The sequence below is a fragment of the Stenotrophomonas sp. PS02289 genome (assembly GCF_029960115.1).
Lineage (GTDB): Bacteria > Pseudomonadota > Gammaproteobacteria > Xanthomonadales > Xanthomonadaceae > Stenotrophomonas.
In genome coordinates this window covers 1-26,177 of sequence record NZ_JASCOZ010000017.1, presented here as the reverse complement: position 1 = coordinate 26,177, position 26,177 = coordinate 1, and the positions used below count along the sequence as shown (strand labels likewise).

Here is a 26,177-nt window from a genome sequence, read left to right as displayed (position 1 = left end):
ACCGGGCGCGCAAAATTGCCCCGGAAATGCGAGAATGCCCGCCCGAACGGAGAGATGGCCGAGCGGTTTAAGGCACCGGTCTTGAAAACCGGCGAAGGGTCAAACCTTCCGTGGGTTCGAATCCCACTCTCTCCGCCAGATACCCAAAGCGCCCCGAACGGGGCGTTTTGCGTATCTGGCGGAGAGAGATGGCTGCCGACCCCACGCGGGTTCGACGGATTCGCCCGGAGCGAATCCGGACAGCCGAATGGCTGGCCCCGCAGCGCAGCGGAGGGGTTGGGTGCATGGATGCACCCAACAATCCCAGGCCGCCGGCCAATCATCAGTTCGTCAAGCAGATACGCCATGCGCCCCGAAAGGGGCGCTTGGCGTATCTGGCTGTAGTGACACGCCATGCGTGTCATAGCGCTGGCCCCGGGTAATCGTCTAGCCCGGTTGGCCTTCCGGACCCCGGGAGGGGGACAGCCCCAAAGTTACCCTCGCGGACATTCTTCAAGTGCTGCGTGATTGTGCCGGTTGAATTCTGGATATAAAGTCAGCCCACGCAAACAATCCAGGGGAAGGAAATGGCGTCCGTTCCGAAGAAGGTTGCAGAGCGTCTGGTTGCAGGGATCAAGCGTTACCAGCCCATTCTCGCGGCTGCCAAGGCGAGAGATGTGGGTGAGGCAGATACGGTAACAATCATCAAGGATATGCTCGCTGACATATTCGGCTACGACAAGTACTCGGATGTCACTTCTGAACACGCAATCAGAGGTACCTACTGCGATCTTGCGATTAAAGCAGAAGGACAGCTGCAAACCCTCATAGAGGTAAAGGCGATTGGGATCGAGCTGAAGGATCAGCACGTCAAACAGGCGATTGACTACGCTGCAAATCAAGGTGTGGATTGGGTGCTGCTCACTAATGGTGTCGTGTGGCGCGTTTACCACCTTATCTTTGCGAAACCGATCGATCAGGAATTGGTGCTGGAGATTGATTTCTGTGCGCTGAATCCGCGTTCCGAAGGGGATGTGGAGTTGCTTTACCTTTGGTGCAAAGAGGGATGGCAGCGGTCAGTGCTGGGCGAGTATCACATCCAGAAGCAGGCGCTTTCTCGCTTTTTTGTGGGGGCCATGCTTGCTTCAAACGCAACCCGTACTCGATGTCATTCGACGCGAGCTTCGGAGGGTATCGCCAGATGTCAGGATCGATGCTGATCAGATCAAGGCCGTCCTGGTGAATGAGGTGATCAAGCGCGAAGTCACTGAAGGCGAGAAGGCAGATGAGGCGCGTAAGAAGATCGCCAAAGCGGCCAGGAACGCACTTCGTGCCAGCTCTGGAAAATCCGGAGCGGAAGCGTCGGCTCCAGGTGCTTCTGTCGAACTAGCATCCGAGTAGTGATGTCTTGATGTTCGCGAAAAATTCATGCGGGGCTACACCCTCGTAATCCTATGAAATAAGTCGCAGCAGTTCAGCAAGAACGGGAGCGAGTGCGCGGATAGTCTTAAGCCATTCTGTTGCTGAGGTTCTCTTTGGGCGTTCCACTGGGGACGCCCCGCGAATACGGCAGTTGGATGGCCTTCTTTTTCGCTTCTTTTGCATAACGCTTCAAGCCTCTTTGAATGGGTTTGAGGCGTCGTCTACTTCATTGCGAGCCAGCCTCGTTACCCATTCAAGCGGCGTCTGACAAAGCTTCAACGGACGTGTCGCTTTCGCGCGACAGTCCTTCCTCCGTTGACGCTCTTTTGCAAGTCTGGTACTGGGCAAAGCCACTCTGTGGAGTGGTCGTTGCGTAGACCGGGTGGCAGAATTTTCACAGTCAAGTACTAACTATGTCTGCCGGCCATGAGTGCGACTGATTCCGCATTCAGGCTGGAGATTGTGCGATGTCCTAGCCCCGCATTCACGTACGGGGCGCACCGATAACTTGGGGTCGACATTGGACACTGGAGGCCGAACTTGGCCGGATACCTCTATGCTGAACAATGTGTCGTTGGCAGGCGTAGCCTGCCAGGGTTTATGCTGGCTCTGGCCGCGAAGAAGCGATCTTGCCGTGGTCTCGCACTGTCATCTGAGGGAATGCGCTATGACTAAGAAAGATATTCATGTCGTGCCCCATACCGGAGGCTGGGCGGTGAAGAAAGAAGGGGGAGAGCGGGCAAGTTCCGTTCACCGAACCCAGGCAGATGCATTGGAGCAGGCACGTGACCAAGGAAGGCGAGACAAAGTCGAAGTAGTAATCCATGGTCGCGACGGAAAGATTCGCGATTCCGATAGCTATGGGAGCGACCCTAGCCCACCCAAGGATAAGGTTCGCTGAAAGAATGGCCGCCAACGGCGGCCGTTCTTCTAATCAACTTCTCTGGTTTCTCCTACTGCCGTTCAGATCGGGGCGGGAGGGCCGTCAGGCGGTCGATGAGCAGACATTCGACCCAACGCCACCGCCGCCTCAATCGCCGCCCTAGCCTGCGGGCTGTTCTTCCAGCAGCTAGACCCCACAGCAGCTGAAGCCTGCTCCAGAATCAAACTGACATCTGCCGCACCCAACGCGTGCAGCGACGAAAATCCCAGCTGTTCCAGTCGAGCGACAACGGTAGGCCCTACACCTTTCAATGCCAGCAGACGTTGCCTTTCATTGGGTGAAAATTTCATGCGTCATCGTCGCTGGCACACAGCTCAGGTGTCAACCGATGCGCTCACGCCCGCTCCAATGTTCGGCGCAGTGCTTTCAACTGCCCCAGACGATGTGTCGAGCGCGCCAGCAGCCATACCGCCCCGCCCAGCAGAGTTGTAGCGGTTACCAGCGCTGCCATCGCCAACGCGCCGTTAGTAACCCACGCAGCAACCGCACAACACACGAAGAACGCACCGGTTCCGCCCACCGCCATCCATCCGGCCACCACCTGCTGATGCACCAGCAGCGTGTTCCTGTGGGTCAGCGCCCATCCGGCATATACCGCCCAACCCGCTCCCAGTGCCAGCAAGCCAGAGAAGGCCATCTGCGTACGCCCAGGCAGGGCAGTTTCAGTGACCAGCAACGCGCTCAGCAGCGAGCACATGATCAAAGCGAGCACCAGCACCGCCACATGGAAGTAGCGTGCGGGCGATGACAGGGTGCACTGGGTGAGCGAACGAAGGCGAGCTTCCAGTTCCGCATGGTTGATCATGGTATTCATGGCGTGGTCTCCAGTGCAGTGAGGTGGTGACGCAACAGTGTTCGGGCGCGATGCAGTCGCGACTTCACGGTGCCAACCGGTATGGCCAGCGCCGTCGCAATGTCGGCATGTGGCATGTCTTCGAGGTAGAACAACGTCAGAATTTCGCGCTCGATCACGGGAAGCGCGTCCAGTCCTTGGTGAACTGCAAATTGCAATGCGAACGGATCCTCACCCGCGCGCGGATCGGGCAGGGCATTGAGGTCTACCTGCGCGTCTTCAGGTAGCGCGTAACGGATGCGGAGGCGGTCAACGAAGGTGCGATGTGCTATTCCGAACAGCCAGGGGCGGAAGCGCTCGGGTTCGCGGAGGCGACCCAGGCCTCGAAGCACCTTCACCCAGACGTCTTGAACCAGGTCGTCGGCCAAGTCGCGGTCCTGGGCCAGCTTCAGGGCGTAGCGGTGGAGGGACGGAGTCCAGCGGGCGATCAGATCATCGAAGGCTGCCCGTTCGCCTAGTTGGCAGCGGACGACGACCAGAGTGTCTTGCGGGTTGGGGGCTTGGCCCGGGGCATCCACCTGCGCTCTCCTGTCATGTGTTGATGGAGTAGTCGGTGTTGGGGTGGGAAAGGTTCATGGCGGGTTTTGGGATTTGGCGCGTGCGGGAGGTGGTTCAGCCACGCAGGGCGTGGCTCTACGCCCGGTCAAGGATAGTGTGGACACGCATGGCATGTCCCTACGCGGTTGAGGTCTGCATCCTTCGTTACAGCTTGCCTTTGATGCCTCGGTAATCCCGCGGCGACATCCCCACCGTCGCCTTGAACTGCCTGGCAAACGCGCTCTGGTCCGCAAACCCGCACTGCTGGCCGATGCTGGCGATGCTTTCCTCGCCATGCAACAACCGCATCGCCGCCTCGATCCTTAGTTTGGTCAACAGCTGCTGCGGCGTCACCTGGAACACGCGCCGGAAGTGCCGCTCCAGTTGCGCCACGGAAAGTTCGGCCAGATTGGCCAGGGACTGCACGCGCAGCTGCTCGTCATAGTGGTTCTGCATGTGCTCCAGCACCCGGTTCAGGCGCTCGAACGCGGAGTGCTTGTTGTCCGGCTGTCCCAGGTCGCGGGAAATGCCGATCACGCCGGACACTTCTTCACTGTCACATACCGGCCGCTTGAAGGTGAGGCACCAACCCGGCATGCGGTTGGGATAAAGATGCACTTCCAACTGGTTGTCGATCACCTCGCCACACAGTACGCGCCGATCCTGGATGGTGTAGCTGCCGCCCAGGGGCAATGGGAAAAGTTCCAGTGGCGTTCTGCCGATTACGTCGCTGCGCTGCTTTCGCCCGAGGCGTCTCACCAGGGTCATGTTGCAGTGGGTGTAGCGTCCCTCCTGGTCCTTGATGAAGAACACCACTTCAGGGAGTTCATCAAACAGGGACTGCATTTCTTTGCCGGAAAGGTTGACGTCCATCGAATCCACTGGCGATCTGCTGGAGGGCACGTAGGTCCGATCCTAGCGCAAAGCACGGCTCCTGCGGCAATGAGGCATTGTGCGGATTTCCGCATTTGCTTCCGCCATTCCGCGCTAGTCGTCGGGAGGGACCGGGTGGGAGCATCGATGCCATGCACACCATCGACGTGATCGACTCCCACACCGCCGGCGAACCGACCCGTGTCGTGATTTCCGGTTTCCCCAGCCTGGGCGAGGGTGACCTTGCCGCCTCGCGCGAGCGTTTCCGTCGTGAGTTCGACCATTGGCGCAGCGCCATTGCCTGCGAGCCCCGGGGCTCAGACACCATGGTCGGCGCCCTGTTGCTGCCGCCGCGCGACCCGAACGCGGTGGCCGGGGTGATCTTCTTCAACAATGTGGGCTACTTGGGCATGTGCGGCCACGGCACCATCGGGCTTGTTCGTACGCTGGCCGAGCTGGGGCAGATCGGCCCCGGGCAGCATCTGATTGAAACGCCGGTAGGGAATGTCGGCGTTGAGCTGGACTCGGACGGCAACGTCTCGGTCGACAACGTGGAAAGCTACCGCCATGCCGCCGGCGTTGAGGTGGAGGTGGCCGGCCATGGCACGGTGCGCGGCGACATCGCCTGGGGCGGCAACTGGTTCTACATCACCGACCAGTCGCCGTGCGCGCTGGAGCTGGCCAACCAGCGCGAGCTGACCGCCTATACCGAAGCCATCCGCCAGGCGCTGGAGGCGGCCGGTATCACCGGTGCCGACGGTGGCGAGATCGACCATATTGAAGTCAACGGTCCCGCACCGGACGGCAGCGGGCAGGCGCGCAATTTCGTGTTGTGCCCGGGGCTGGCCTACGACCGCTCGCCCTGCGGCACCGGTACCAGTGCCAAGCTGGCCTGCCTGGCCGCCGACGGCAAGCTGGCCGAGGGCGCACGCTGGGTGCAGCAGGGCATTCTGGGCAGCGCCTTCGAAGGCAGCTACCGGGCGAGTGGGCGCGGCATCGCGCCGCGCATTACCGGCACCGCCCACATCACCGCCCGCGCGCAGTTGTTGATCGACCCGGCGGATCCGTTTGCCTGGGGCATCGGTGCGGAGGCTGTCGCGCGCGGATGACCACCTACGACCTCATCATCGTCGGGGCCGGCATTGTCGGCGCGGCCTGCGCCGAAGCAGCCAGCGGCGCGGGCCTGCGCGTGGCGCTGGTCGAGCCAGGCCCGATCGGCGGCGGCGCGACGGCGGCGGCGATGGGGCACCTGGTGGCAATGGATGATGACCCGGCGGAGTTGGCGCTGTCTGCGTACTCGCTGCGGCTTTGGGAACAGTACGCGCAGCTGGACGATGCCGAATTCAGCCGGTGCGGCACCTTGTGGGTGGCGCGCAACGCGCGTGAGCTGGCCGCCGTGCCGGCCAAGATTGAACGGCTGGCGGCGGCCGGATTGCACGCGGACTACGTGGATGCCGCGCAGCTGTATCAGCTGGAACCGAACCTTGTGCGCGGTCTTGCCGGTGGCATGCGCGTCGCGCGCGAAGCCGTCGTGTACCCGCCGCGCGTGGCGCGGTACCTGGTGCATCAAGCCTGCCAGCGCGGCGGCCATCTACATGCGGGTCGAAAGGTGGCCGCGCTGACCTCGGACGGCGTGCGCCTGGATGACGGCACCGCGCTGTCCGGTCCGGTGCTGGTGGCCAATGGCGTGGACCTGCCGCAGCTGCTGCCGGAACTGCCGATGCGGCCGCGCAAGGGGCAGCTGGTCATTACCGATCGTTACCCTGGCGTGGTGAATCACCAGTTGCTGGCGCTGGATTACGCCGATTCCGCACATGGCGACGCCGACACCAGCGTGGCCTTCAACGTGCAGCCGCGGCCCACCGGGCAGATCCTGATTGGGTCGTCGCGGCAGTTCAATGTGTCCGACCGCGAGGTGTCGTTGCCGCTGCTGCGGCAGATGCTGGCACAGGCGTTTGCGTTTCTGCCGGCGCTGCGCGAGCTGCAGGCGATCCGCATCTGGACCGGACTGCGCCCGGCCACGCCGGACGGCCGCCCCTACATCGGACCGGTGCCGGGGCGTCGCAATGTATGGGTGGCCGCCGGGCATGAAGGCCTGGGTGTCACTACCGCGCTCGGTACGGCGCGGTTGATCGTGGACGGCCTGCTGGGGAGCACGCCGGCCATTGATCCCGCGCCGTACCTGCCAGACCGGGCGATTACCGGGAGGGCGGCATGAGCGCGTTCCTGAACCTGTCGGTCAATGCACAACCGGTGTCCGTGCCGGAGGGCGCGACCGTGGCGGTGGCCGTGGCGATGGCAGGCACAGCCCTCCGGACCTCGCGCGGTGGCGAGCCGCGCGCGCCGCTCTGCGGCATGGGCGTGTGCTTCGAGTGTCGGGTGCGCATTGACGGCGTGGCCCAGTTGCGCGCCTGCATGGTGCCCGCGCGCGAAGGCATGGAGGTGCTCACCGATGGCTGAGTCCGTCCTTCATTTCGATGTTCTGGTAGTGGGTGCGGGGCCGGCAGGTCTGGCGGCGGCGCGCGCGGCTGCGTCACACGGCGTTCGGGTGGGCATCGTGGACGCGCAGCCGCGCGCAGGCGGACAGGTGTGGCGGCATGACGTGGCCCATGGCGTACCCGGCATCGCGCGTCGTGCGCTGGATGTGCTCGACCAGCGCGAGATTGAATGGTTGGCGCAGACCCAGGTCACGCTGGCGCAGCCGGGTTGGCTGCTGGCCGATGGCCCATCAGGGGCACGGCAACTGCACTACCGGCATCTGGTGCTGGCCACCGGTGCACGTGAGCTGCTGTTGCCGTTTCCGGGCTGGACACTGCCCGGCGTCACCGGTGCAGGCGGCGCGCAGGCGCTGGCCAAGCAGGGCTGGCCATTGGATGGCAAACGCGTGGTGGTAGCCGGCAGCGGACCGCTGCTGCTGGCCAGTGCGGCCACACTGCGTCGGCATGGCGCACAGGTACTCGGTATCCATGAGCAGGCCGCACGCGGTGCACTGACGCGCTTCGCGTTGCAGCTGCCGCGCTGGCCCGCCAAGGCGGTACAGGCAGCGGTGCTGCAACTGCAGCTGGCCGGCGTCGGCTACCACGCGGGGAGTGTGGTGGTGGCGGCTCACGGCGATGCGCGCTTGCGTGAAGTTGAGATCGAAGGACCACGTGGCCGTCACACCATCGCCTGCGACCAGCTCGCGGTTGGCTATGGCCTGGTGCCCAACACCGAACTGGCGCAGCTGCTTGGCTGCCAGCTGGTGAAGAATGGGGCACACCCGCAGGTGGCGGTGGACGCCCAGTTGCGTACCAGCGTGCCGAACATTTTTGCGGCGGGTGAAGCGCTGGGCATCGGCGGGCGCGACAGTGCCTTGATCGAAGGTGCCCTTGCTGGCCACATGGCCGCCGACGCCCCGAAGGCCGCCGCCGCGCTGCAGGGCCAGCGGCAACGGGCGCGCGCCTTCGCCCAGCAGCTACAACACACCTTCGCACTCGCCGGCCGTGTACACACGCTGGCCCAGAACACCACCCTGGTGTGTCGCTGCGAAGACGTGCCGCTGGGCGCGCTGCGCGACTTCACCGACAGCCGCGACGCCAAGTTGACCTCACGCTGCGGCATGGGGGCCTGCCAGGGCCGTATCTGCGGTACCGCCTTGGCCGAGCTCGGTCTTGGCCACGCTGAATCCTCCACCGATGGCGGCCGCCGGCCGCCGTTGTTCCCGGTCCGCCTCGCGGCGCTGGCCGACTCCTTCACCGACGACTCGCAAGGGATCCATCCATGAGCAATGCATCTTTCTGGAAGGGCGTGCTGCCCGCCATCACCACACCGTTCAATGCCGACGGCAGCGTCGACCATGCCTTCCTTGCCGAGCACGCAGTGAAGCTGGTCGATGCCGGTTCCACCGCCATCGTGCCGCTGGGTTCGCTGGGTGAAGCGGCCACGCTGAGCTTCGATGAGAAGGTCGCCATCGTCGCCACGCTGGTCAAGGCAGTGGGCGCACGTGTACCGGTGGTGCCGGGTATTGCCGCGCTGTCCACGGATGAAGCGGTCAAGCTGGCGCAGGCGGTGAAGGCCGCCGGTGCCAAGGGCCTGATGGTGCTGCCGGTGTACGTGTATACCTCGGACTGGCATGAAGCGGCCGCGCATGCACGCGCGGTCCTCGGTGCCACCGACCTGCCGTGCATTCTCTACAACAACCCGGTGGCGTATCGCACCGACATCCTGCCGGCGCAGATCGCCCAGCTGGCCGGTGAATTCCCCAACCTGCAGGCAGTGAAGGAATCCTCAGGCGAGATCCGCCGCTTTGCCGCGATCAAGGAGCTGCTGGGCGACCGCCTGGTGCTGCTGGTCGGCATGGACGATGCCATCGTTGAAGGTCTGGCGATGGGAGCAGAAGGCTGGATCGCCGGCCTGGTCAATGCGTACCCGGTGGAATCGGTGAAGCTGTTCGAACAGGCCCGTGACGGCGGCTATGCGGCCTCTGCCGAGCTCTACAACTGGTTCCTGCCGCTGCTGCGCCTGGACACCGTGCCCAAGTTCGTGCAGCTGATCAAGCTGGTGCAGGCGAAGGTCGGCCTGGGCAGCGAGACCGTGCGCGCGCCCCGCCTGGTGGTGGAAGGTGCCGAGCGTGCCGAGGCACTGAAGATCATTGACCACGCCATTGCAACCAAGAAGGCCTGACATGAGCAACGTCGAACCGCTCCTGCTGGCGGGACGCTGGCAACCCAGCTTGTCACCCCAGGGAAGCTTCCGCGCGGCGGACCCCACCACGGGCGACGCCATTGGACCGGCATTCCCCGTCAGCGGCGCGGACGACATTGAAGCGGCGGTCGCGGCGGCCAGTGCCGTCGCTGCCGAGCTGGCGGCGGTGCCGGTCGAGCGCATCGCCGCGTTCCTGGATGCGTATGCCGATGCGCTCGATGCCGACGCCGATACGCTGGTGGCGCTGGCCAACGCCGAGACCGCATTGCCCGCTCCCACGCGGCTGCGCGGCAATGAACTGCCGCGTACCAGCGGCCAGCTTCGCCAGGCCGCCGCAGCGGTGCGCAGCTACAGCTGGACCCAGCCGGTGATCGATACAGCGGCCGGACTGCGCTCACACCGGGCACCGCTGTCCAAGCCGGTGCTGGTGTTCGGTCCGAACAACTTCCCGTTCGCCTTCAATGCCATCGCCGGCAGTGATTTCGCATCGGCCATTGCCGCGCGCAATCCGGTCATCGCCAAGGCGCATCCGCTGCATCCGGCAACCAGCCAGCGCATGGCGCAGCTGGCGCACACCGCGCTGCTGGCAGCCGGTCTGCCAGCGGCGACGGTGCAGCTGCTGTACCAGTTCGATAACGCGCTGGGATTGCAGCTGGCTGGCGATGCGCGGCTGGGTGCGATCGGCTTCACCGGCAGCCGCGGTGGCGGTCTCGCATTGAAGGCGGCTGCGGATGCCGCAGGCATTCCGTTCTACGCCGAGCTGTCCAGCGTCAATCCGGTCTTCATGCTGCCCGGTGTTTTGGCCGAGCGCGGTGAAGCGCTGGCGCAGGAATTCTTTGCATCGTGCACGCTGGGCAGTGGGCAGTTCTGCACCAATCCTGGCGTTGTTGTCGTGCCGCACGGTGCGGAAGGCGATGCATTTGTCGCCGCCGCCACGGCCCACTTCGCGGCCGCAGCCCCGATGGTGCTGTTCTCGCAGGGCGGGCTCGATCACCTCACCCAGGGCATCGCCACCCTGCGCGCGGCCGGTGCCGACGTGCTGGCCGGCGGCGCAGCGGGCGAGGGCGGCTTCCGCCATTCGCCCACCCTGCTAGGTGTCGATGCCGATACGTTCCTCGCGCAGCCTCGGGCACTGCAGACCGAAGCCTTTGGGCCGGTCAGCCTGCTTGTGAGGGTGGCGGATGTGGAGTCGATGGTGCAGGTGGCGGCCGCCTTCGAAGGCAACCTTACCGGCACCCTGTACCGCGCGGCTGACGGCAGCGACGATGCCGCGTGGCAGCGTATCGCCCCGGTACTGCGCGCGCGTGTGGGACGCCTGATCAATTCACGCATGCCGACCGGTGTGGCGGTGAGTGCGGCACAGAACCATGGTGGACCGTTCCCGAGCACCGGCCACCCCGGTTTCACCTCGGTCGGCATGCCGGCGGCCATCCACCGTTTCGCGGCGCTGCACAGCTATGACGCGGTGCCTGACGCGCTGTTGCCGGTGGAACTGCGAGACCGCAACCCGGGCAACGTGCAGCGCACGATTGACGGGGTGACCGACACGTCCGATGTGGGTGCTGGCGCGTGAGCGGGCAGATTGGAGGGCTCACCCTGGCCGACGCCGAGGCGCTGCTCAAACCGTGGGAACACCGTGCGCCCGCGATCACTTCCGAGGAGTATCAGGCGCGCATCGCGCACGCGCGTTCACTGATGCGCGAACAGGGCGTGGACGCAGTGTTGGTGGGGGCCGGCACCTCGCTGCGCTACTTTGCCGGCGTGCCGTGGGGAGCGACCGAACGGCTGATCGGCCTGCTGCTCACCCCGGAAGGCGACCCGCTGCTGGTCTGCCCGGTGTTCGAAGAGGGCTCGCTGGACGCCGTGCTGAAGATTCCGGCGGACAAGCGCCTGTGGGAAGAACACGAAGACCCGCACGCATTGGTGGCCGCCTTGATGGCGGAGCGCGGTGCACGCACGCTGGCGCTGGACCCGGGCATCGCCTTCGGCGTGCACACCGGTCTGACCAAGCACCTTGCGGCGACGGACATCCGCGACGCCACGGCGATCATCGACGGTTGCCGCATGTGCAAGTCGCCGGCGGAGCTCGCGTTGATGCAGCAGGCCTGCGACATGACCCTGCACGTGCACCGGCTCGCGGCGGGCCTCGCACGCGAGGGCATCGGCACCGATGAACTGGTGCGGTTCATCGACCAGGCGCATCGTGCGCTCGGGGCTGACAACGGATCCACCTTCTGCATCGTGCAGTTCGGCCACGCCACGGCATTCCCGCATGGCATTCCGGGTGTGCAGCATCTGAGCAAGGGTCAGCTGGTCCTGATCGATACCGGCTGCACGGTGCAGGGCTACCACTCCGACATCACCCGCACCTGGATCTTCGGTGAGCCCAGTGACGAGCAACGCCGCATCTGGGATCTCGAGCACGCTGCACAGGCGGCGGCGTTCGACGCGGTGCGTCCGGGCGTGACCTGTGCCTCCGTTGATGCGGCAGCGCGTACGGTACTCGAAGCGGCCGGGCTGGGGCCGGACTACCGTCTGCCCGGGTTGCCGCACCGCACCGGCCACGGCTGTGGTCTGGCCATCCACGAAGCCCCGTACCTGGTGCGCGGCAACGACACCGTCCTGCAGCCGGGCATGTGCTGCAGCAATGAACCCATGATCGTGGTCCCGGGTGCGTTCGGTGTGCGCCTGGAAGACCACTTCTACGTGACCGAAAGTGGCGCGCAGTGGTTCACGCCGCCGTCGCCGGCAATCGACCGCCCGTTCGCCTGAGGACACTACGCCCCCTACCGGAGTAAGCGCATGGCCCCGTTCCGTCCCCTAGTCATCGGCGTGTTTGCCGCAGCGCTGTTCACGGCCTGCTCGCCGTCCACGCCCACGTCGGGCGCTGCCGATGCATCGGCGGGCGCTGCAGCGCAGGTCCCTGCCGCGCAGGCATTCGATGCGCTGCTGGACGAGCAGTGGCAATACCAGCTGGAACACAGTCCGGAGTTCGCCAGCATCATCGGCGACAAGCGCTACAACGACCGCTGGACCGACTACAGCCTGGCGGCGGTCGCGGCAGACCGCACCGCCACGGCCGACCTGCTCACGCGCTTCGAGGCGGTGGACGCCAACGCGTTGGACGAGCAGCGGCAACTCAGTCTGCAGATGATGCTGCGCCAGCTGCGTGACAGGCTGACGTCAATCGATCTGAAAACACATGAGATGCCGCTGGAACCAGTCGGCGGCATCCAGCTGGCGCTGGCCGGCATGGGCGATGCGTTCCCCTTCGAGAATGCCAAGGACTACCAGGACTACATCGCACGCCTGAACGCCGTTCCGGCGCTGCTGGACCAGATTGTCGAGGTGTCACGGCAGGGCGCGAAGGATGGACTGGTGCAGCCGCGCTATCTGCTGGAGAAGCTGCCGACGCAGATTGCGAAGATTGCCGAGCCGTCCGGGGCGGACAGCGCGTTCGCGTCGCCGTTGAAGAAGCTGGACGCGGCCGTGGCCGACCCGGCGCAGCGGGCAGATATCCGCCAGCAGCTGATCGCGGCGATCGACCAGCAGGTGCGTCCGGCCTACACCAAGCTGGCTGCCTTCGTGAAGGACGAGTACGCCGCACAGGGCCGCGCGCAGGAAGGCCTCTGGTCGCTGCCGGATGGCGACAAGCGCTACCAGTTCGCCGTGCGCACCCAGACCACCACGGACAAGACGCCGGAAGAGATCCATCAGATCGGCCTGGCCGAAGTGACCCGGATCGAAGGCGAGATGACCCGGATCGCGAAGGAACAGGGCTTCGCGGACCTGGCCAGCTTCCGCAAGGCGGTGGCCACCGACAAGCGCCATTTCGCCACCTCCAGCGAGCAGATTCTGTCCTTGTACCGCGGCTACATCGCCGACATGGAACCGGAGCTGCCCAAGCTGTTCGGTCACCTGCCCAAGACACCGCTGGTGGTGCAGGGCATGCCGGCCTTCCGCCGCGAGGCACCAGGCGCGGAGTACTGGCAGAGCAATCCGGAGGGAACCAAGCCGGCCATCGTGATGGTCAACGCCAATGACGCGACCGAGCGCACCCTGGTCAACATCGAAACCACTGCGTACCACGAGGGCGTGCCCGGGCATCATCTGCAGATCTCGCTCTCGCAGACGCTGCCGCTGCCGCCGTTCCGCCAGCAGGCCAGCTACAACGCCTTCATTGAAGGCTGGGCGCTGTATGCCGAGCGGCTGGCCGGGGAGGTGGGTTTCTTCAAGGACCCGTACAGCCGGTACGGGCATCTGGCAGGCGAACTCCTGCGCGCGAACCGCCTGGTGCTCGACACCGGCGTGCACTACAAGCGCTGGACGCGGCAGCAGATGGTGGACTTCTTCCACGCCCATCCGTCCGACGACGAACCCAGCATCCAGGCCGAGACCGACCGCTACATCGTCTGGCCGGGCCAGGCACTGGGCTACAAGATCGGCCAGCTCGACATCCTGGCTCTGCGTGCCAAGGCTGAGCAGGAACTGGGCGACCGCTTCGACATCCGCGCCTTCCATGACGCAGTACTGGGCGGCGGTGCGATGCCGCTGGATCTGCTCAATGCTCGCATCGATGCCTGGATCGCCCAGGCCAAGGCCGCACCGGCAGCCGCTGCCGCCAGTACTTCCAAGGAGTCCCCATGAACCTGCGCTCCCCCCTTTCTCTGGCCCTGATGCTCGGGATCAGCGCCACCGGTCTGCTCAGTCCGGGCGCTTCCGCCGCCGATACCGATGCCGGTGCACGGTTCAAGGCGCTGTACACGCGGGAATGGACGTGGCGCTCGCAGCAGAACGCAGGTGGCGATGACGAGAACGGCGGTAGCCGACCCGCTGACCACCTGCCCAAGGTGGACCCGGCCACGCAGGACCAGCGCACCGCGTACTGGACGCAGGTGCTCAAGGAACTCGACACGGTGCCGGAGGCGAAGCTGTCCGCCGCCGACCAGGTGAACTACCAGGTGTACCGGCAGCAGATCGAAGTGCTGCTGGACCAGCAGCGCTACCGCGCCTGGGAGATGCCGTTCAACAGCGACACGGCGTTCTGGACCAACCTCGGCTTCACGGCGCGCGGCACCTTCCACTCGGCCGACGATTACCGCCGCTACCTGGCCCAGCTGGCCGACATCCCGCGCTACTTCGACGACCAGACCCGCAACATGCGCGCAGGCCTGGCGCGGGGCTTCAGCCAGCCGCGGGTGACGTTGACCGGCCGCGACCAGTCCATCGCCGATGTGGCCGAGGCCAAGGGCGAGGCCAACCTGTTCTATACGCCGTTCAAAAAGATGCCGGCCAGCATCCCGGCCGCACAGCAGGCGGAGCTGCGTCGGCAGGCGCTGGCCGCGATTGATGCCAGCGTCATTCCCGCATACGAAAAGCTGCTGCACTTCATGCGTGAGGAGTACCTGCCCAAGGCCCGCACCACGCTGGCCGGCGAAGCACTGCCCGATGGCAAGGCCTACTACCGCGCGCAGATCCGCGAGTTCGTCACCCGCGACATGGAGCCCGCGCAGATTCACCAGATTGGCCTGGACGAAGTCGCCCGCCTGCGCCGCGAGATGCAGGAGGTCATGGACGAGGTGGGCTACAAGGGCAGCTTTGCGGATTTCCTTACCTTCCTGCGTACCGATCCGCAGTTCTACGCGAAGACCCCGCAGGAACTGCTCGACCGCGCCGCGTGGATCTCCAAGACCATGGATGGCAACCTCGGTCGCTACTTCGGCCGCGTGCCGCGCCAGCGTTTCACGATCAAGCCGGTGCCGGATGACCTCGCGCCGTTCTACACCGGCGGCCGCGGTGGGCTGGACACCTACTGGCTGAATACCTACAACCTGCCGTCGCGGCCGCTGTACGTGCTGCCGGCGCTGACCCTGCATGAATCCTCCCCCGGTCACTCGCTGCAGATGTCGATGGCGGCCGAAGATACGGCGCTGCCTGACTTCCGCCGCTACACCTACATCTCGGCCTACGGCGAAGGCTGGGCGCTGTACTGCGAATACCTGGGGCTGGAGATGGGCATGTACACCACGCCCTATGAGCGCTTCGGCTACCTGACCTACCAGATGTGGCGGGCGGCGCGGCTGGTGATCGATACCGGCGTGCACAGCCAGGGCTGGACCCGCGAGCAGGCACTGGCCTACCTGCGCGACAACGCCGCGTTGAGCGAACACGAGATCACCACCGAGGTGGACCGCTACATCGCGTGGCCAGGCCAGGCACTCTCGTACTACCTGGGCGAACTGGAGATCCTGAAGCTGCGCCGCAAGGCCGAGGCCGCGCTGGGGGACAAGTTCGACATCCGCAACTTCCACGATGCGGTGCTGTCGCTGGGGTCGGTGCCGCTGCCGGTGCTGGAGGCACGGATCGACCGTTTCATCGCTGAAGGCGGTGCCTCGCCCTGGAGCGACACCAAGCACTGAGGCCACTCGCACCACTTTGGCTTGCCTTCCATGCACCAACCGGGGAACCCCATGGCATCTGCAGGAAAGTTCCAGAAGCGTCTGAGCCTGACCGATCTCACCTTCATCGGTCTCGGCTCCATCTTCGGCTCGGGCTGGTTGTTCGCCGCCAGCCACGTCTCGTCGATTGCCGGGCCGGCCGGCATCCTGTCGTGGATCATCGGCGGCATTGCGGTGTTCCTGCTCGGCCTGGTGTACTGCGAGCTGGGCGCGGCGCTGCCGCGTGCCGGCGGCGTGGTGCGCTATCCGGAGTACTCGCATGGCACGCTGCTGGGGTGGTTGACCGGCTTCATCACCCTGATCGCATTCTCCAGCCTGATCGCGATCGAAGTGGAAGCCTGCCGGCAGTACGCCGCGGCCTGGTTCCCGTCGCTCACCCAACCGAACAGCACGCATCCCACGCTGCTGGGCTGGATGCTGCAGTTCGCGCTGCTGGTGGTGTTCTTCCTGCTGAATTACTTCAGCGTCAAGACCTTCGCGCGGGCGAACAACATCATCAGCGTGTTCAAGTTCCTGGTGCCGCTGCTGGTGATTGTACTGCTGCTCGCGCACTTCAATCCGGACAACCTCACCAGCCAGGGCTTCGCGCCTTCGGGCATGGCCGGTGTGGAAGCGGCGATCTCCGCCGGCGGCATCATCTTCGCCTACCTCGGTCTGACCCCCATCGTCTCGGTCGCCAGCGAAGTGCGTAACCCTCAGCGCACCATTCCGTTCGCGCTGATCCTGTCGGTTGCGCTGTCCACGGTGATCTACGTGATGCTGCAGGTCTCCTTCCTGGGCGCGGTGCCGGGCGACGTGCTGGCCAAGGGGTGGGCCGGCATGGACAAGCTGTACTCGCTGCCGTATCGCGACATCGCGGTGGCGCTCGGCATGGGCTGGCTGGCCACGATGGTGGTGGCCGATGCGGTGGTTTCGCCCAGCGGTACCGGCAACATCTACATGAATGCCACGCCGCGTGTGGTGTATGGCTGGGCCCGTGGCGGCGGCTTCCTGCCGGCGCTGACCCGCGTGGATGCGAAATCGGGGATTCCCCGTCCGGCGTTGTGGCTGAGCTTTGGGCTTTCGGTGTTCTGGACCCTGCCGTTCCCGTCGTGGGAAACCCTGATCGGTGTGGTGTCGGCAGCGCTGGTGCTGAGCTATGCCATCGCCCCGGTGACGGTAGCCGCACTGCGCCGCAGTGCCCCCGATCTCGAGCGTCCGTTCCGGGTAAAGGCGTTGGGCGTGCTGGGGCCGCTGTCGTTCATGATCGCAGCCTTGATCGTCTACTGGTCGACCTGGAAAACGGTGTCGTGGCTGCTGGGCCTGCAGGTGGGGATCTACGTTGTCTATGTGCTCTCGCAGCTGCCCAATCCGCAGCGGCGGGTACGGGTACTGCGGCAGGTACGCAGCTCCGCATGGCTGATCACATTCTTCGTGCTGGTGATGGCCGTGTCGTACCTGGGTACCTTCGGCGGTATCGCCGCCATCACCCATCCATGGGACACCGCGAGCGTGGCGGTGATTGCGTTCTTCATCTACCAATGGGGCGCGCGCAGTGGCTTGACCCCCGGTGAACTGAAGCTGGACGAAGACGATGGCGAATAGGGTGGTGCGGGTGCTGACGCTGGTCGGCCTGGTCTACGCAAGTGCCACGGTGGCGGCCGCTCCGGGTGTTGATGACTATCGCCGCTCGCTGGGGCTGCGCGACGTCTGGAGCGGGCTGACCCGCGACGTGGCCTTCCCGGCGCAGTGGCGCGGCGATGGACACTTCTACTATCGGCACACAGTTGAAGGCGGCTTTGCATTCGTGCTGGGTACGCCGGACAGCCCGCAGCTGCAGCCGGCCTTCGACGCGGTGCGCCTGGCGCAGGGATTGTCCACCGCCAGTGGCCAGGTCGTTACGCCCTTGAAGCTGCCGTTCTCGCAGTTCAGCTATGTGGCGGATGGTTCCAACCCCAATGGTGCGATCCGCTTCACTTTGGACAGCACCTATGCGGCGTGGCGTTGCACCCTGACCGACTACGTCTGCGCGCCGGTCACGCGTGCAGGCCGCCCGCGTGGCTTCGGCGTGGTGCGCGATCTGCGCGTGCCGGCCGACAACACGCCGCGTCGTTCGCCGGACGGTCAGTGGGAAGCCTATGCCGAGGGCTTCAACCTGGTGTTGCGCCATGTGGCCGACGGCAAGATCACACGGCTGACCCACGATGGACGCGGCGATGGCTTCTACGATCCGGAAACCATCGCGTGGTCGCCGGACTCCCGGCATCTGGCGTTGTACCGGGTGACGCCGGGATTCCCGCGCCTGGTGACACGTGTTGAAAGTGCACCAGCCGGCCAGGTGCAGCCTGTGCTGAAGACCCAGCTGTATCCCAAGCCCGGGGACGCGGTCGATGTCGAGCAACCCGTCCTGTTCGACCTGGCGGGCAATCGCAGGATCATCGACACGCCGTTGCTGTCGAACCCATATTCGCTGTCACCCATTGAATGGCGCGCCGACAGCAGCAGCTTCGGTCTCGAGTACGTAGCGCGTGGCTTCCAGACGGTGCGCGTGGTCGCGGTTGAGGCGGACACCGGCAAGGCGCACGCGGCCGTTGAAGAGAAGGCAGACACCTTTGTGTATGCCGATCGCACCTTCCTGCACGACGTTGGAGGGCAGGGCAGGGAGCTGCTCTGGATCTCCGAGCGCGACGGCTGGCGGCACCTGTACCTCATCGATGGCGCTGATGGACGCGTGCGTCAGCAGATCACCCGGGGCGACTGGGTGGTACGTGACGTGCTGCACGTCGACGATGCCCAACGGCGGATCTGGTTCAGCGCCAGTGGCATGGACGCGGGCCAGGACCCGTACCAGCGGCATCTGTTCAGCGTGGACTTCGACGGCCGCAACCTGACCCGTCTGACCCACGCACCGGCTGACCACGATGTTTCCATCTCCTCGGATGGGCGCTATTACATCGACGTGTACTCGCGCCCGGACATTGCCCCGGTCGCGGCGCTGCACCGGATCGACGGCACACCGGTCCGCGAGCTGGCGCGCGGCGACATCTCGCGGCTGCTTGCGGCCGGCTGGAAAGCACCGGAAAGCTTCGTGGCCAAGGGCCGCGACGGCCGCACCGACATCTGGGGCATGGTGGTGCGGCCGCGTGACTACGATCCGAAGCGCCGCTACCCGGTGATCGAGAACATCTACGCCGGCCCGCACGACGCCTTCGTGCCCACGACGTTCTGGCCGTTCGGCTACCACTCCGGTGGCGACAAGCAGATCGGCATGCAGGCGCTGGCCGACCTCGGCTTCATCGTGGTGCAGATCGACGGCATGGGCACCGCGCACCGGTCGAAGTCCTTCCATGACGTGGCCTGGAAGAACCTGGGCGATTCCGGCTTCCCCGACCGCATCGCCTGGCACAAGGCGCTGGCGGCCAAAGATCCGTCCTATGACATCTCCGGCGGTGTGGGCATCTATGGCGCATCGGCCGGAGGGCAGAGCACGCTGGGCGCGCTGGAGCGGCATCCCGAGCTGTACACGGTCGGTGTGGCCTTGGCCGGCTGCTTCGACAACCGCATGGACAAGATCAGCTGGAACGAGCAGTGGATGGGCTGGCCGGTGGATGCCAGCTACGAGCGCGCCTCCGGCGTGACCCATGCAGCCAACCTGCGTGGCGACCTGCTGCTGGTGGTCGGCGAGCAGGACAGCAATGTCGATCCGGCCTCGACTGCACAGGTGGTTGATGCGCTGATCAAGGCCGGTAAGGACTTCGACCTGTTGAACGTCCCCGGTGGCGAGCATTCCGTGGGCCGTTCCACGGGGCCCATCGACTACGTCACCCGGCGCCAGTTTGATTTCTTCGTACGCCACCTGATGCGCGCGCCCACGCCGCGCTGGAATGCAGAAAAGGACGCACCGCGATGACCGTCTCCCTGATCTCCTTGCGCCGGCACCTGGCGTTGCGCGTGATCGGCCTGCTACTGGCGTGCCTGTGCCTGCCTGCGCTCGCGGCTGAACAGATGCCACGCTTCGTCACCGAGAACGGGCGGCACGCGCTGCTGGTCGACAGTGAACCGTATACCGTGCTGGCCGCCCAGTTGCACAACTCCAGCGCTTGGCCCGCCGTCCTGCCCGGGGCGCTGGACCAGGTGGTGGCACTGAACGCCAATACCGTGGAGGCCCCGATCTACTGGGAGCAGTTCGAGCCGGCACCGGGTCAGTACGACACGACCAATGTGGACGCGCTGATCGAGCAGGCCCGCCGGCGCAACCTGCGGGTCGCGCTGCTGTGGTTCGGCAGCTGGAAGAACGGACAGATGCACTACGTGCCCGAGTGGATCAAGCGTGATGCAGTGACGTACCCGCGAACTCTGGACGAGCGTGGCGAGCCCGTGGATGTGCTGTCGCCACACGTTCGCGCGAATGTCGAGGCGGATGCGCGCGCATTCACTGCATTGATGCAGCATCTTCGCAAGGTCGACGGCCAGCGCCACACCGTGATCCTGGTCCAGGTGGAGAATGAACCGGGCGCGATCGGCGCGGTGCGCGACCACGGCGCTGCCGCCAACGCCGCGTTCGCCCAGCCGGTGCCGGCGGCCATCACCACCCGGTTGGGTAAGCCGACCGGCAGCTGGCGGGAGGTGTTCGGACCGGAGGCCGATGAAGCGTTCAACGCATACGCCACCGCTCACTACATCGAACAGGTGGCGGCGGCTGGCAAGCGCGCCTACGACATGCCGATGTATGTGAACACGTGGTTGCGCTACAAGGGCAAGCGCTATCCGGGTGTGGACTATCCCTCCGGCGGGGCAACGGTCAACGTATTCGACCTGTGGCGTGCGGCCACCCCGTCGATCGACTTCATCGGCACCGACATCTACACCACCGACTACACCGAGTACACCAAGGTCATCGGCCAATTTGCGCGCCCGGACAATCCGGCCTGGGTGTCGGAAACCGGCTTCGAGCCGGGCACCGCCCCCTACCTGTTCCACGTGCTGGGGCAGGGCGGGATCGGCTTCTCGGTGTTCGGCATGGACGGGCTGGATTCGCCGGAAAAGCGCGCGGCGACCACCGTGCATGCCGCCAACTTCGGCCAGCTCGCGCCCTTGCAGCGGCTGATTGCGAAGGCCGCTTTCGAGGGCCGGCTGCAGGCCGTGGCCGAGCAGCCGGGTCAACCCCGGCGCACCCTGCGTTTCGGCGACTGGGAGGTGCGTGTGTCCTACGGCGCGCCGTACTGGGGCGATGCCGATCCGATTCTGCCCGGCAATGCCGACCATGGTGGCCGCTTGCTGGTCGTGCAGACGGCCGCGGACCAGTTCCTGCTGACCGGTTTCTCTGCCCGCGCGGAGTTCGTGCGCGTCGCCAACGATGCGCTGCATGGGCAGCTGTTGCGGGTGGAACAGGGCCACTACGTAGACGGAAAGTGGCAGTTCGAGCGGCTGCTCAATGGCGACCAGACCGACTACGGCCTCAACTTCGTACGCGAGGATCCTCCGGTGCTGCGCGTGACCGTGGGCACCTACTGAACGCTTGAAAGTATGCGGAAAGCCGCATCGATGTCATCGCTCGGCAACAAGACGGCAAAGGTCGCACCGCGCAGCATGGAGACTCGTCACCACAGGTGGGGTTGAATGGATCGCAGAACATTCCTGCGTCAGGGCGCGGTGGCTACCGCCGGCATGAGCCTGCTGCCGTCCCTTGCCAGCGCTGTTGCCCCGGGAGATTCCACCCCGGCCGTGGCCGCGCCACCGGCACCGTTGCTGGAGCCTGCGGCGACGGTTGATCTCAGCGGCTTCACGGCGCTGACCACGTTCGAGCATCGTGGTGCGCGCTGGACCGTACATGAAGATCTGCGCACGTCGCAGGGGGCGTTGGTGCTGACCTGCGCAGCGGGCGTGCTGAATCTCAGCAAGCGCACCGAGGCGGTGTGGGGCAGCGAGGCACCGCCGTACCTCGGGCTGCCGCTGGCCGAGCTGGCGATGGCCGAGGCGGACCTGCTGGCCGACCGGTTGCTGCGCGGGGGAGACCCGAATGAGGCCGCCGTGCGCGATGTCGCCCCGCCGCCCGGGTCCCGGCTGGATCCAAAAGACCACAACGGGCGACTGCCCTGGACCACCTTCGTCGGCACGGTGCAGGGTAATGACACCATGCAGATCTACCCTGACGGGCGCAGCCGTACCTACCGGCCGATTCACGCGTTCCCGGAGCTGGCCGACGCGGACAAGGTGGCGCATCGCGACGAGGGGCTGCTGGGCGGCTGGATGCCGGCCGTGCACAAAGTGGTGCATGCCGGTGAGGGGCGCTGGTATGACGTGTCGGTGTTCGCCGATGTCAACGCGCACGACCGCTTCATCGTGCAGACCTGGCATCGCACCGTGCTGGTCGAGCACGGCAAGGCGGTGCGTACGGTCACGGGCTACAGCTACCCCGATTTCCCACCGCGCCGCCACGGTGCCAGCGCCGAGGACTTTTACCGTGGGCTGATCGACTTCGCGGCGAGCTGGCAGGCGCAGCTGGCCGAAGCCAGCCCCGCAACGCTCCCCGATGCGAGCTGGTCCGATCTGGCCCGCTTCGCGTTCGCGCGTGAGCTGGTGGTGCGTCCGGGCGGGGTGTATCCGAAATACGGCGCGGTGGACCGGGACTACGCCGGCAACGAGTACGACGGCTTCCAGGACACCTTCACCAGTTCGCTGTATGCCAACCTGGAGTGGGGCCGCTTCGCGCAGGCGAGGGCGGTGCTGGACAACTATCTGAGCGAGTACACCCAGGACGACGGTCTGGTGAACATGCGCGGCCCACAGGTCGGGCAGTTCGGTCTGACCTTGTCACTGTTGGCGCGCTACGTCCGCTACACCGGGGACATGGCGTTGCTGCGTCGGCACCAGAGCAAGGTCGAAGCGACCGCCGCGCTGCTGGTCGAACTGCACGACGCAAGCCTGGCGTTGCCGCGCAGTGATCGAGGCTACGGTCTCATCCACGGCTGGAGTGAGTCGGACGCTTGCCTGTATCCCGATCCCACACTGTGGTGGAAGCCGTATTTCGGCAACAGCGCGCTGACGATCCGGGGCTGGGAGGACATCGCCGCGGTGTGGCCGACGCTGACCGGCAACGATGGAACCGGCCGCCACTGGCAACGCCGCGCCCGGCAATTGCGCCAGCGCCTGCTGGAAAGCATCCGTGCGGATATCCGACAGGACCTGCAGCCGGCCTACCTGGGCCCGCTGCCGGGCACCACCGAAACCTTCCGCCAGGCGATGTCGCAGGAAGATCCCAGCAAGAGCGAACAGCTGTGGTCGCATCGTTCCTATGCCGAACTGCTGCAGGCCGACGTGCTGCCGCCGGATCTTGCCAACCTGGTGATCGACTGCCTGCGCGGCCATGGTGGCACCACGCTGGGCATCGTCTCCAACATCTGGAAGCCCACGCCGGAGGGGCGCGACATCCTCGGCTTCATTTCCTATGGCTACGCCCAGCAGCTGCTGCGGCTCGATCGGATCGAGGAATATCTGCTGTTCCTGTATGCCCACCGTTACCAGGCACATACGCGCGGCAGCTGGACCGCAGGCGAAGTGGCCGGCATCACCGGCGGCATGCCGTTGTTCTGCATGCCCGCGCAGATGACGGTACCGCTGTTGCTGCGCTGGATGCTGGTCTTCGACGAGGAACAGGATCTGCATCTAGCCCGCGCGGTGCCGCGCGACTGGTTGGCCACCGGGCAGCCGATCGTGCTGCAGGACGCGCCTACGCCCTGGGGCCGGGTTGGCCTGAGGTTGTGGGCGGAGCCGGCGCAGCAGCGCATCGAGGCCGAGGTGACCTTGCCTCCGAATCAACCCGCCAACACGTGGCTGACTCTGCGGGTACCGGCGGGCACCCGGCTGCTGGACGTATCGGTGAATGGCAAGGCGGCCAAGCTTGGCGGCCCCCACCACGATCGCGTGCCGCTGCCCTTTGCCGCCGGAGCCACCGTGCACGTGCAGGCCCGCTATGGCTGAATCCATCGAGGAGGTTTTGATGACTGACCCGTCCCGCCGTCGTTTCCTGCAGTGGAGCGCACTGGCTATCGCCGCCGGCATGCTGCGCTTCCCGCTGGACGTGGCCGCGTCCACCGCCGGCCGGGTCACCGCGCTGCCCTTGCAGGATGTGACGCTCAAACCCTCGATGTTCCTGGATTCGCTGCAGGTCAACCGCCGCTATCTGTTCGAGCTGGAGCCGGATCGCCTGCTGCACAACTTCCTGCAGCAGGCCGGTCTGCCGCCCAAGGGTGCGGTGTACGGCGGGTGGGAAGGCGACACCATCGCCGGCCACACGCTGGGGCACTACCTCAGCGCACTGTCCAAGCTGTACGCGCAGACCCGCGATGTGCAGGTCCGGCAACGCATCGACTACATCGTCTCCGAGCTGGCCCGTGCGCAGGCCCAGGACAAGGATGGCTACGTCGGCGGCCTGACCCGCAAGACCGATGCTGGCAACATCGAAGGGGGCAAGCAGGTCTTCGAACAGATCCGCGCGGGCGCGGTGACCGGAAGCAAGTTCAACATCAATGGCAGCTGGTCACCGCTGTACACGGTGCACAAGCTGTTCGCGGGCCTGCTCGATGCCGACGCGCTGGCAGGCAACACGCAGGCGCTACCGGTGCTGCTGCCGCTGGCGAGCTACCTGGCCGATGTCTTCGACGCGCTCGATCACGATCAGATGCAGTCCCTGCTGGCCACCGAGTTCGGCGGCCTCAACGAATCGTACATCGAGCTCGGCGCGCGCACGGACAACCCGCGCTGGATCGCCATCGGCAAGCGGCTGCGCCACGAAGGCATCGTCGACCCGGCCATCGCTGCCCGGGACAACCTGCCGCACCATCACGCCAACACCCAGGTGCCCAAATTCATTGGCGAGGCCCGCCAGTTCGAGGTTACCGGCGATCTCGATTCCGCCGCTGCGGCGCGCTTCTTCTGGGAAACGGTGACCGCGCACTACAGCTATGTCATCGGCGGCAATGCCGACCGCGAGTACTTCCAGCAGCCCGACACCATTGCGGCGTTCCTCACCGAACAGACCTGCGAGCACTGCAACAGCTACAACATGCTCAAGCTGACCCGGCACCTGTACCAATGGACGCCGCAAGCGCGGTATTTCGACTACTACGAGCGGACCCTGCTCAATCACACGATGTCAGCGCAGCATCCGGAAACGGGCATGTTCACCTACATGACGCCCATGATCACGGGGGGCGAGCGCGGCTTCTCCGACAAGTTCGATTCGTTCTGGTGCTGCGTGGGCAGCGGCATGGAGGCGCATGCCCAGTTCGGCGATTCCATCTACTGGCAGGATGGGCAGTCGCTGTACGTCAATCTCTATATCCCGTCCACGCTGGACTGGAAGCAGGGCGGGCTCGCTCTCACTCTGGACAGCGGCGTCCCGCTCAATGGACAGGTGCGCCTGCAGGTGACGCGCGCGGACGCCGCTGCACCGCAGCGGCTGCTGCTGCGGATTCCGGCCTGGACGGAAGGACGCTTCGCGCTGAAGGTAAACGGCCGAAAGGCATCAGGCACCCTGCAGGACGGTTACGCGTTGCTGGAGCGTCGGTGGAAGACCGGCGATGTCGTTGAGCTGGACCTGGCCACGCCGTTGCGCCTGGAACACGCCGCCGGCGACACCGATACCGTGGTGGTGATGCGCGGTCCGCTGGCGCTTGCGGCCGATCTTGGCCCGGTCAGCGATCCCTGGGACGCGCCCGATCCCGCACTGGTCGCCGATACGTCGCCGCTGGGTGGCTTCACCGCGTTGCCTGAGCCGGGCCGCTACCTTGCCAGCACGACGCGACCGCAGGCGCTGGAGTTCTCTCCCTTCTTCGCCCAGCACGACCGACGCAGCGCGCTGTACTTCAAGCGCATGGATGCCGCCCAATGGACCGCTGAAGCGCAACGCCGCGAACAGGTGATCGCGAAGCGCGCGCAGCTGCAGGCCAGTGCGGTGGATATGATCCAGTTCGGCAACGAGGCCTCCGAGAAGGCACACGGCCTGACCAGTGACACCTCTTTCTCAGCGGCCTACCGGCGACAGCAGTGCCGGGACGTACGCGGCAAGGGCTTCGTGGAATTCGTGATGCAGGGCAGCCCCCAGCCGCTGGCGCTGCGCCTGCGCTTCTGGGGCAGCGACAAGGGGCGCTTCAACATCCTGGTGAACGGTGCCCTTGCCGTGAAGGTGGAGGTCGAGCGCGGGCAGGTGCTGGATTTTGTGGACCACGACTACGTGTTGCCCCATGCGCTTACGCGTGGGGGGCAGCCATTGAGGTTCCGGTTCGAGCCCCAGCATGGCGATACCGCTGGCCCACTGTTCGGTGGCTGGCTGATCCATGCAGCGTAGAGCCACGCCCTGCGTGGCTGCGCGCGCACCGGGAACGTCCCAGCCACGCAGGGCGTGGCTCTACGCGTTTGGCGCACACCTGATCGCGGCCATGCCTTATTC

19 protein-coding genes and 1 tRNA gene are annotated in these 26,177 nt (G+C 65.5%); 17 read left to right on the top strand and 3 right to left on the bottom strand.

Annotated elements, in window-relative coordinates; translation table 11 throughout:
- The first annotated feature begins 48 nt into the window (after positions 1-48).
- From QMX83_RS04265 to QMX83_RS04255, 3 genes are all read left to right on the top strand, one after another.
- Positions 49-138, top strand: a tRNA-Ser gene (locus tag QMX83_RS04265).
- Positions 139-566: 428 nt separating this feature from the next.
- Positions 567-1,199, top strand: coding sequence for a type I restriction enzyme HsdR N-terminal domain-containing protein (locus QMX83_RS04260; protein ID WP_282295412.1), 633 nt, complete (start codon positions 567-569; stop codon positions 1,197-1,199).
- Positions 1,200-2,068: 869 nt separating this feature from the next.
- Positions 2,069-2,302 (top strand): DUF2188 domain-containing protein, encoded by a 234-nt coding sequence (locus tag QMX83_RS04255; RefSeq protein ID WP_282295411.1) that lies wholly within the window; start codon positions 2,069-2,071, stop codon positions 2,300-2,302.
- A 376-nt stretch (positions 2,303-2,678) separates the two neighbouring features.
- Here QMX83_RS04255 and QMX83_RS04250 read toward each other — a convergent pair whose 3' ends face one another.
- From QMX83_RS04250 to QMX83_RS04240, 3 genes are all read right to left on the bottom strand, one after another.
- A complete protein-coding gene (locus QMX83_RS04250) occupies positions 2,679-3,158 on the bottom strand; it encodes a hypothetical protein (RefSeq protein ID WP_282295410.1) in 480 nt (159 codons plus the stop codon).
- Complete coding sequence (locus tag QMX83_RS04245) at positions 3,155-3,715, bottom strand: RNA polymerase sigma factor (protein ID WP_282295409.1); 561 nt, start codon at positions 3,713-3,715, stop codon at positions 3,155-3,157. Before QMX83_RS04245 ends, QMX83_RS04250 begins: the two co-directional genes overlap by 4 nt.
- A 184-nt stretch (positions 3,716-3,899) precedes the next feature.
- On the bottom strand, positions 3,900-4,616 hold the full coding sequence (locus QMX83_RS04240) for an AraC family transcriptional regulator (protein ID WP_282295431.1): 717 nt from the start codon (positions 4,614-4,616) through the stop codon (positions 3,900-3,902).
- A 143-nt stretch (positions 4,617-4,759) separates the two neighbouring features.
- Between QMX83_RS04240 and QMX83_RS04235 the strand changes: the two genes are divergently transcribed.
- The 14 genes from QMX83_RS04235 (at position 4,760) to QMX83_RS04170 (ending at position 26,075) form a co-directional block, all read left to right on the top strand.
- Positions 4,760-5,716 carry a proline racemase family protein gene (locus QMX83_RS04235; protein WP_282295408.1) on the top strand — a complete coding sequence of 319 codons (957 nt, stop codon included), beginning with the start codon at positions 4,760-4,762 and terminating at the stop codon, positions 5,714-5,716.
- Positions 5,713-6,825 (top strand): FAD-dependent oxidoreductase, encoded by a 1,113-nt coding sequence (locus tag QMX83_RS04230; protein WP_282295407.1) that lies wholly within the window; start codon positions 5,713-5,715, stop codon positions 6,823-6,825. Before QMX83_RS04235 ends, QMX83_RS04230 begins: the two co-directional genes overlap by 4 nt.
- Positions 6,822-7,067 carry a (2Fe-2S)-binding protein gene (locus QMX83_RS04225; protein ID WP_282295406.1) on the top strand — a complete coding sequence of 82 codons (246 nt, stop codon included), beginning with the start codon at positions 6,822-6,824 and terminating at the stop codon, positions 7,065-7,067. The genes QMX83_RS04230 and QMX83_RS04225 overlap by 4 nt, the downstream gene beginning before the upstream one ends.
- Positions 7,060-8,370 carry an FAD-dependent oxidoreductase gene (locus tag QMX83_RS04220; RefSeq protein WP_282295405.1) on the top strand — a complete coding sequence of 437 codons (1,311 nt, stop codon included), beginning with the start codon at positions 7,060-7,062 and terminating at the stop codon, positions 8,368-8,370. The genes QMX83_RS04225 and QMX83_RS04220 overlap by 8 nt, the downstream gene beginning before the upstream one ends.
- On the top strand, positions 8,367-9,269 hold the full coding sequence (locus QMX83_RS04215; RefSeq protein WP_282295404.1) for a dihydrodipicolinate synthase family protein: 903 nt from the start codon (positions 8,367-8,369) through the stop codon (positions 9,267-9,269). Before QMX83_RS04220 ends, QMX83_RS04215 begins: the two co-directional genes overlap by 4 nt.
- Position 9,270: 1 nt before the next feature.
- Positions 9,271-10,863, top strand: coding sequence for an aldehyde dehydrogenase family protein (locus QMX83_RS04210; RefSeq protein ID WP_282295403.1), 1,593 nt, complete (start codon positions 9,271-9,273; stop codon positions 10,861-10,863).
- Positions 10,860-12,062, top strand: coding sequence for a Xaa-Pro peptidase family protein (locus QMX83_RS04205; protein ID WP_282295402.1), 1,203 nt, complete (start codon positions 10,860-10,862; stop codon positions 12,060-12,062). The genes QMX83_RS04210 and QMX83_RS04205 overlap by 4 nt, the downstream gene beginning before the upstream one ends.
- A gap of 30 nt (positions 12,063-12,092) precedes the next feature.
- A complete protein-coding gene (locus QMX83_RS04200; RefSeq protein ID WP_282295401.1) occupies positions 12,093-13,937 on the top strand; it encodes a DUF885 family protein in 1,845 nt (614 codons plus the stop codon).
- Positions 13,934-15,709 (top strand): DUF885 family protein, encoded by a 1,776-nt coding sequence (locus QMX83_RS04195; RefSeq protein WP_282295400.1) that lies wholly within the window; start codon positions 13,934-13,936, stop codon positions 15,707-15,709. The genes QMX83_RS04200 and QMX83_RS04195 overlap by 4 nt, the downstream gene beginning before the upstream one ends.
- A 51-nt stretch (positions 15,710-15,760) precedes the next feature.
- Complete coding sequence (locus tag QMX83_RS04190) at positions 15,761-17,332, top strand: APC family permease (RefSeq protein ID WP_282295399.1); 1,572 nt, start codon at positions 15,761-15,763, stop codon at positions 17,330-17,332.
- The gene (locus tag QMX83_RS04185) at positions 17,322-19,637 is read left to right on the top strand and encodes a S9 family peptidase (protein WP_282295398.1); all 2,316 of its coding nucleotides are present in this window, start codon (positions 17,322-17,324) and stop codon (positions 19,635-19,637) included. The genes QMX83_RS04190 and QMX83_RS04185 overlap by 11 nt, the downstream gene beginning before the upstream one ends.
- Before the next feature lie 95 nt (positions 19,638-19,732).
- Positions 19,733-21,241: a DUF5597 domain-containing protein gene (locus tag QMX83_RS04180; RefSeq protein WP_282295430.1), complete on the top strand. Its 1,509-nt coding sequence runs from the start codon at positions 19,733-19,735 to the stop codon at positions 21,239-21,241.
- Between the two features lie 105 nt (positions 21,242-21,346).
- Positions 21,347-23,707, top strand: a complete 2,361-nt coding sequence (locus QMX83_RS04175; protein WP_282295397.1) for a Tat pathway signal protein — start codon at positions 21,347-21,349, stop codon at positions 23,705-23,707.
- Positions 23,708-23,726: 19 nt separating this feature from the next.
- On the top strand, positions 23,727-26,075 hold the full coding sequence (locus QMX83_RS04170) for a glycoside hydrolase family 127 protein (RefSeq protein WP_282295396.1): 2,349 nt from the start codon (positions 23,727-23,729) through the stop codon (positions 26,073-26,075).
- The last annotated feature ends 102 nt before the right edge of the window (positions 26,076-26,177 follow it).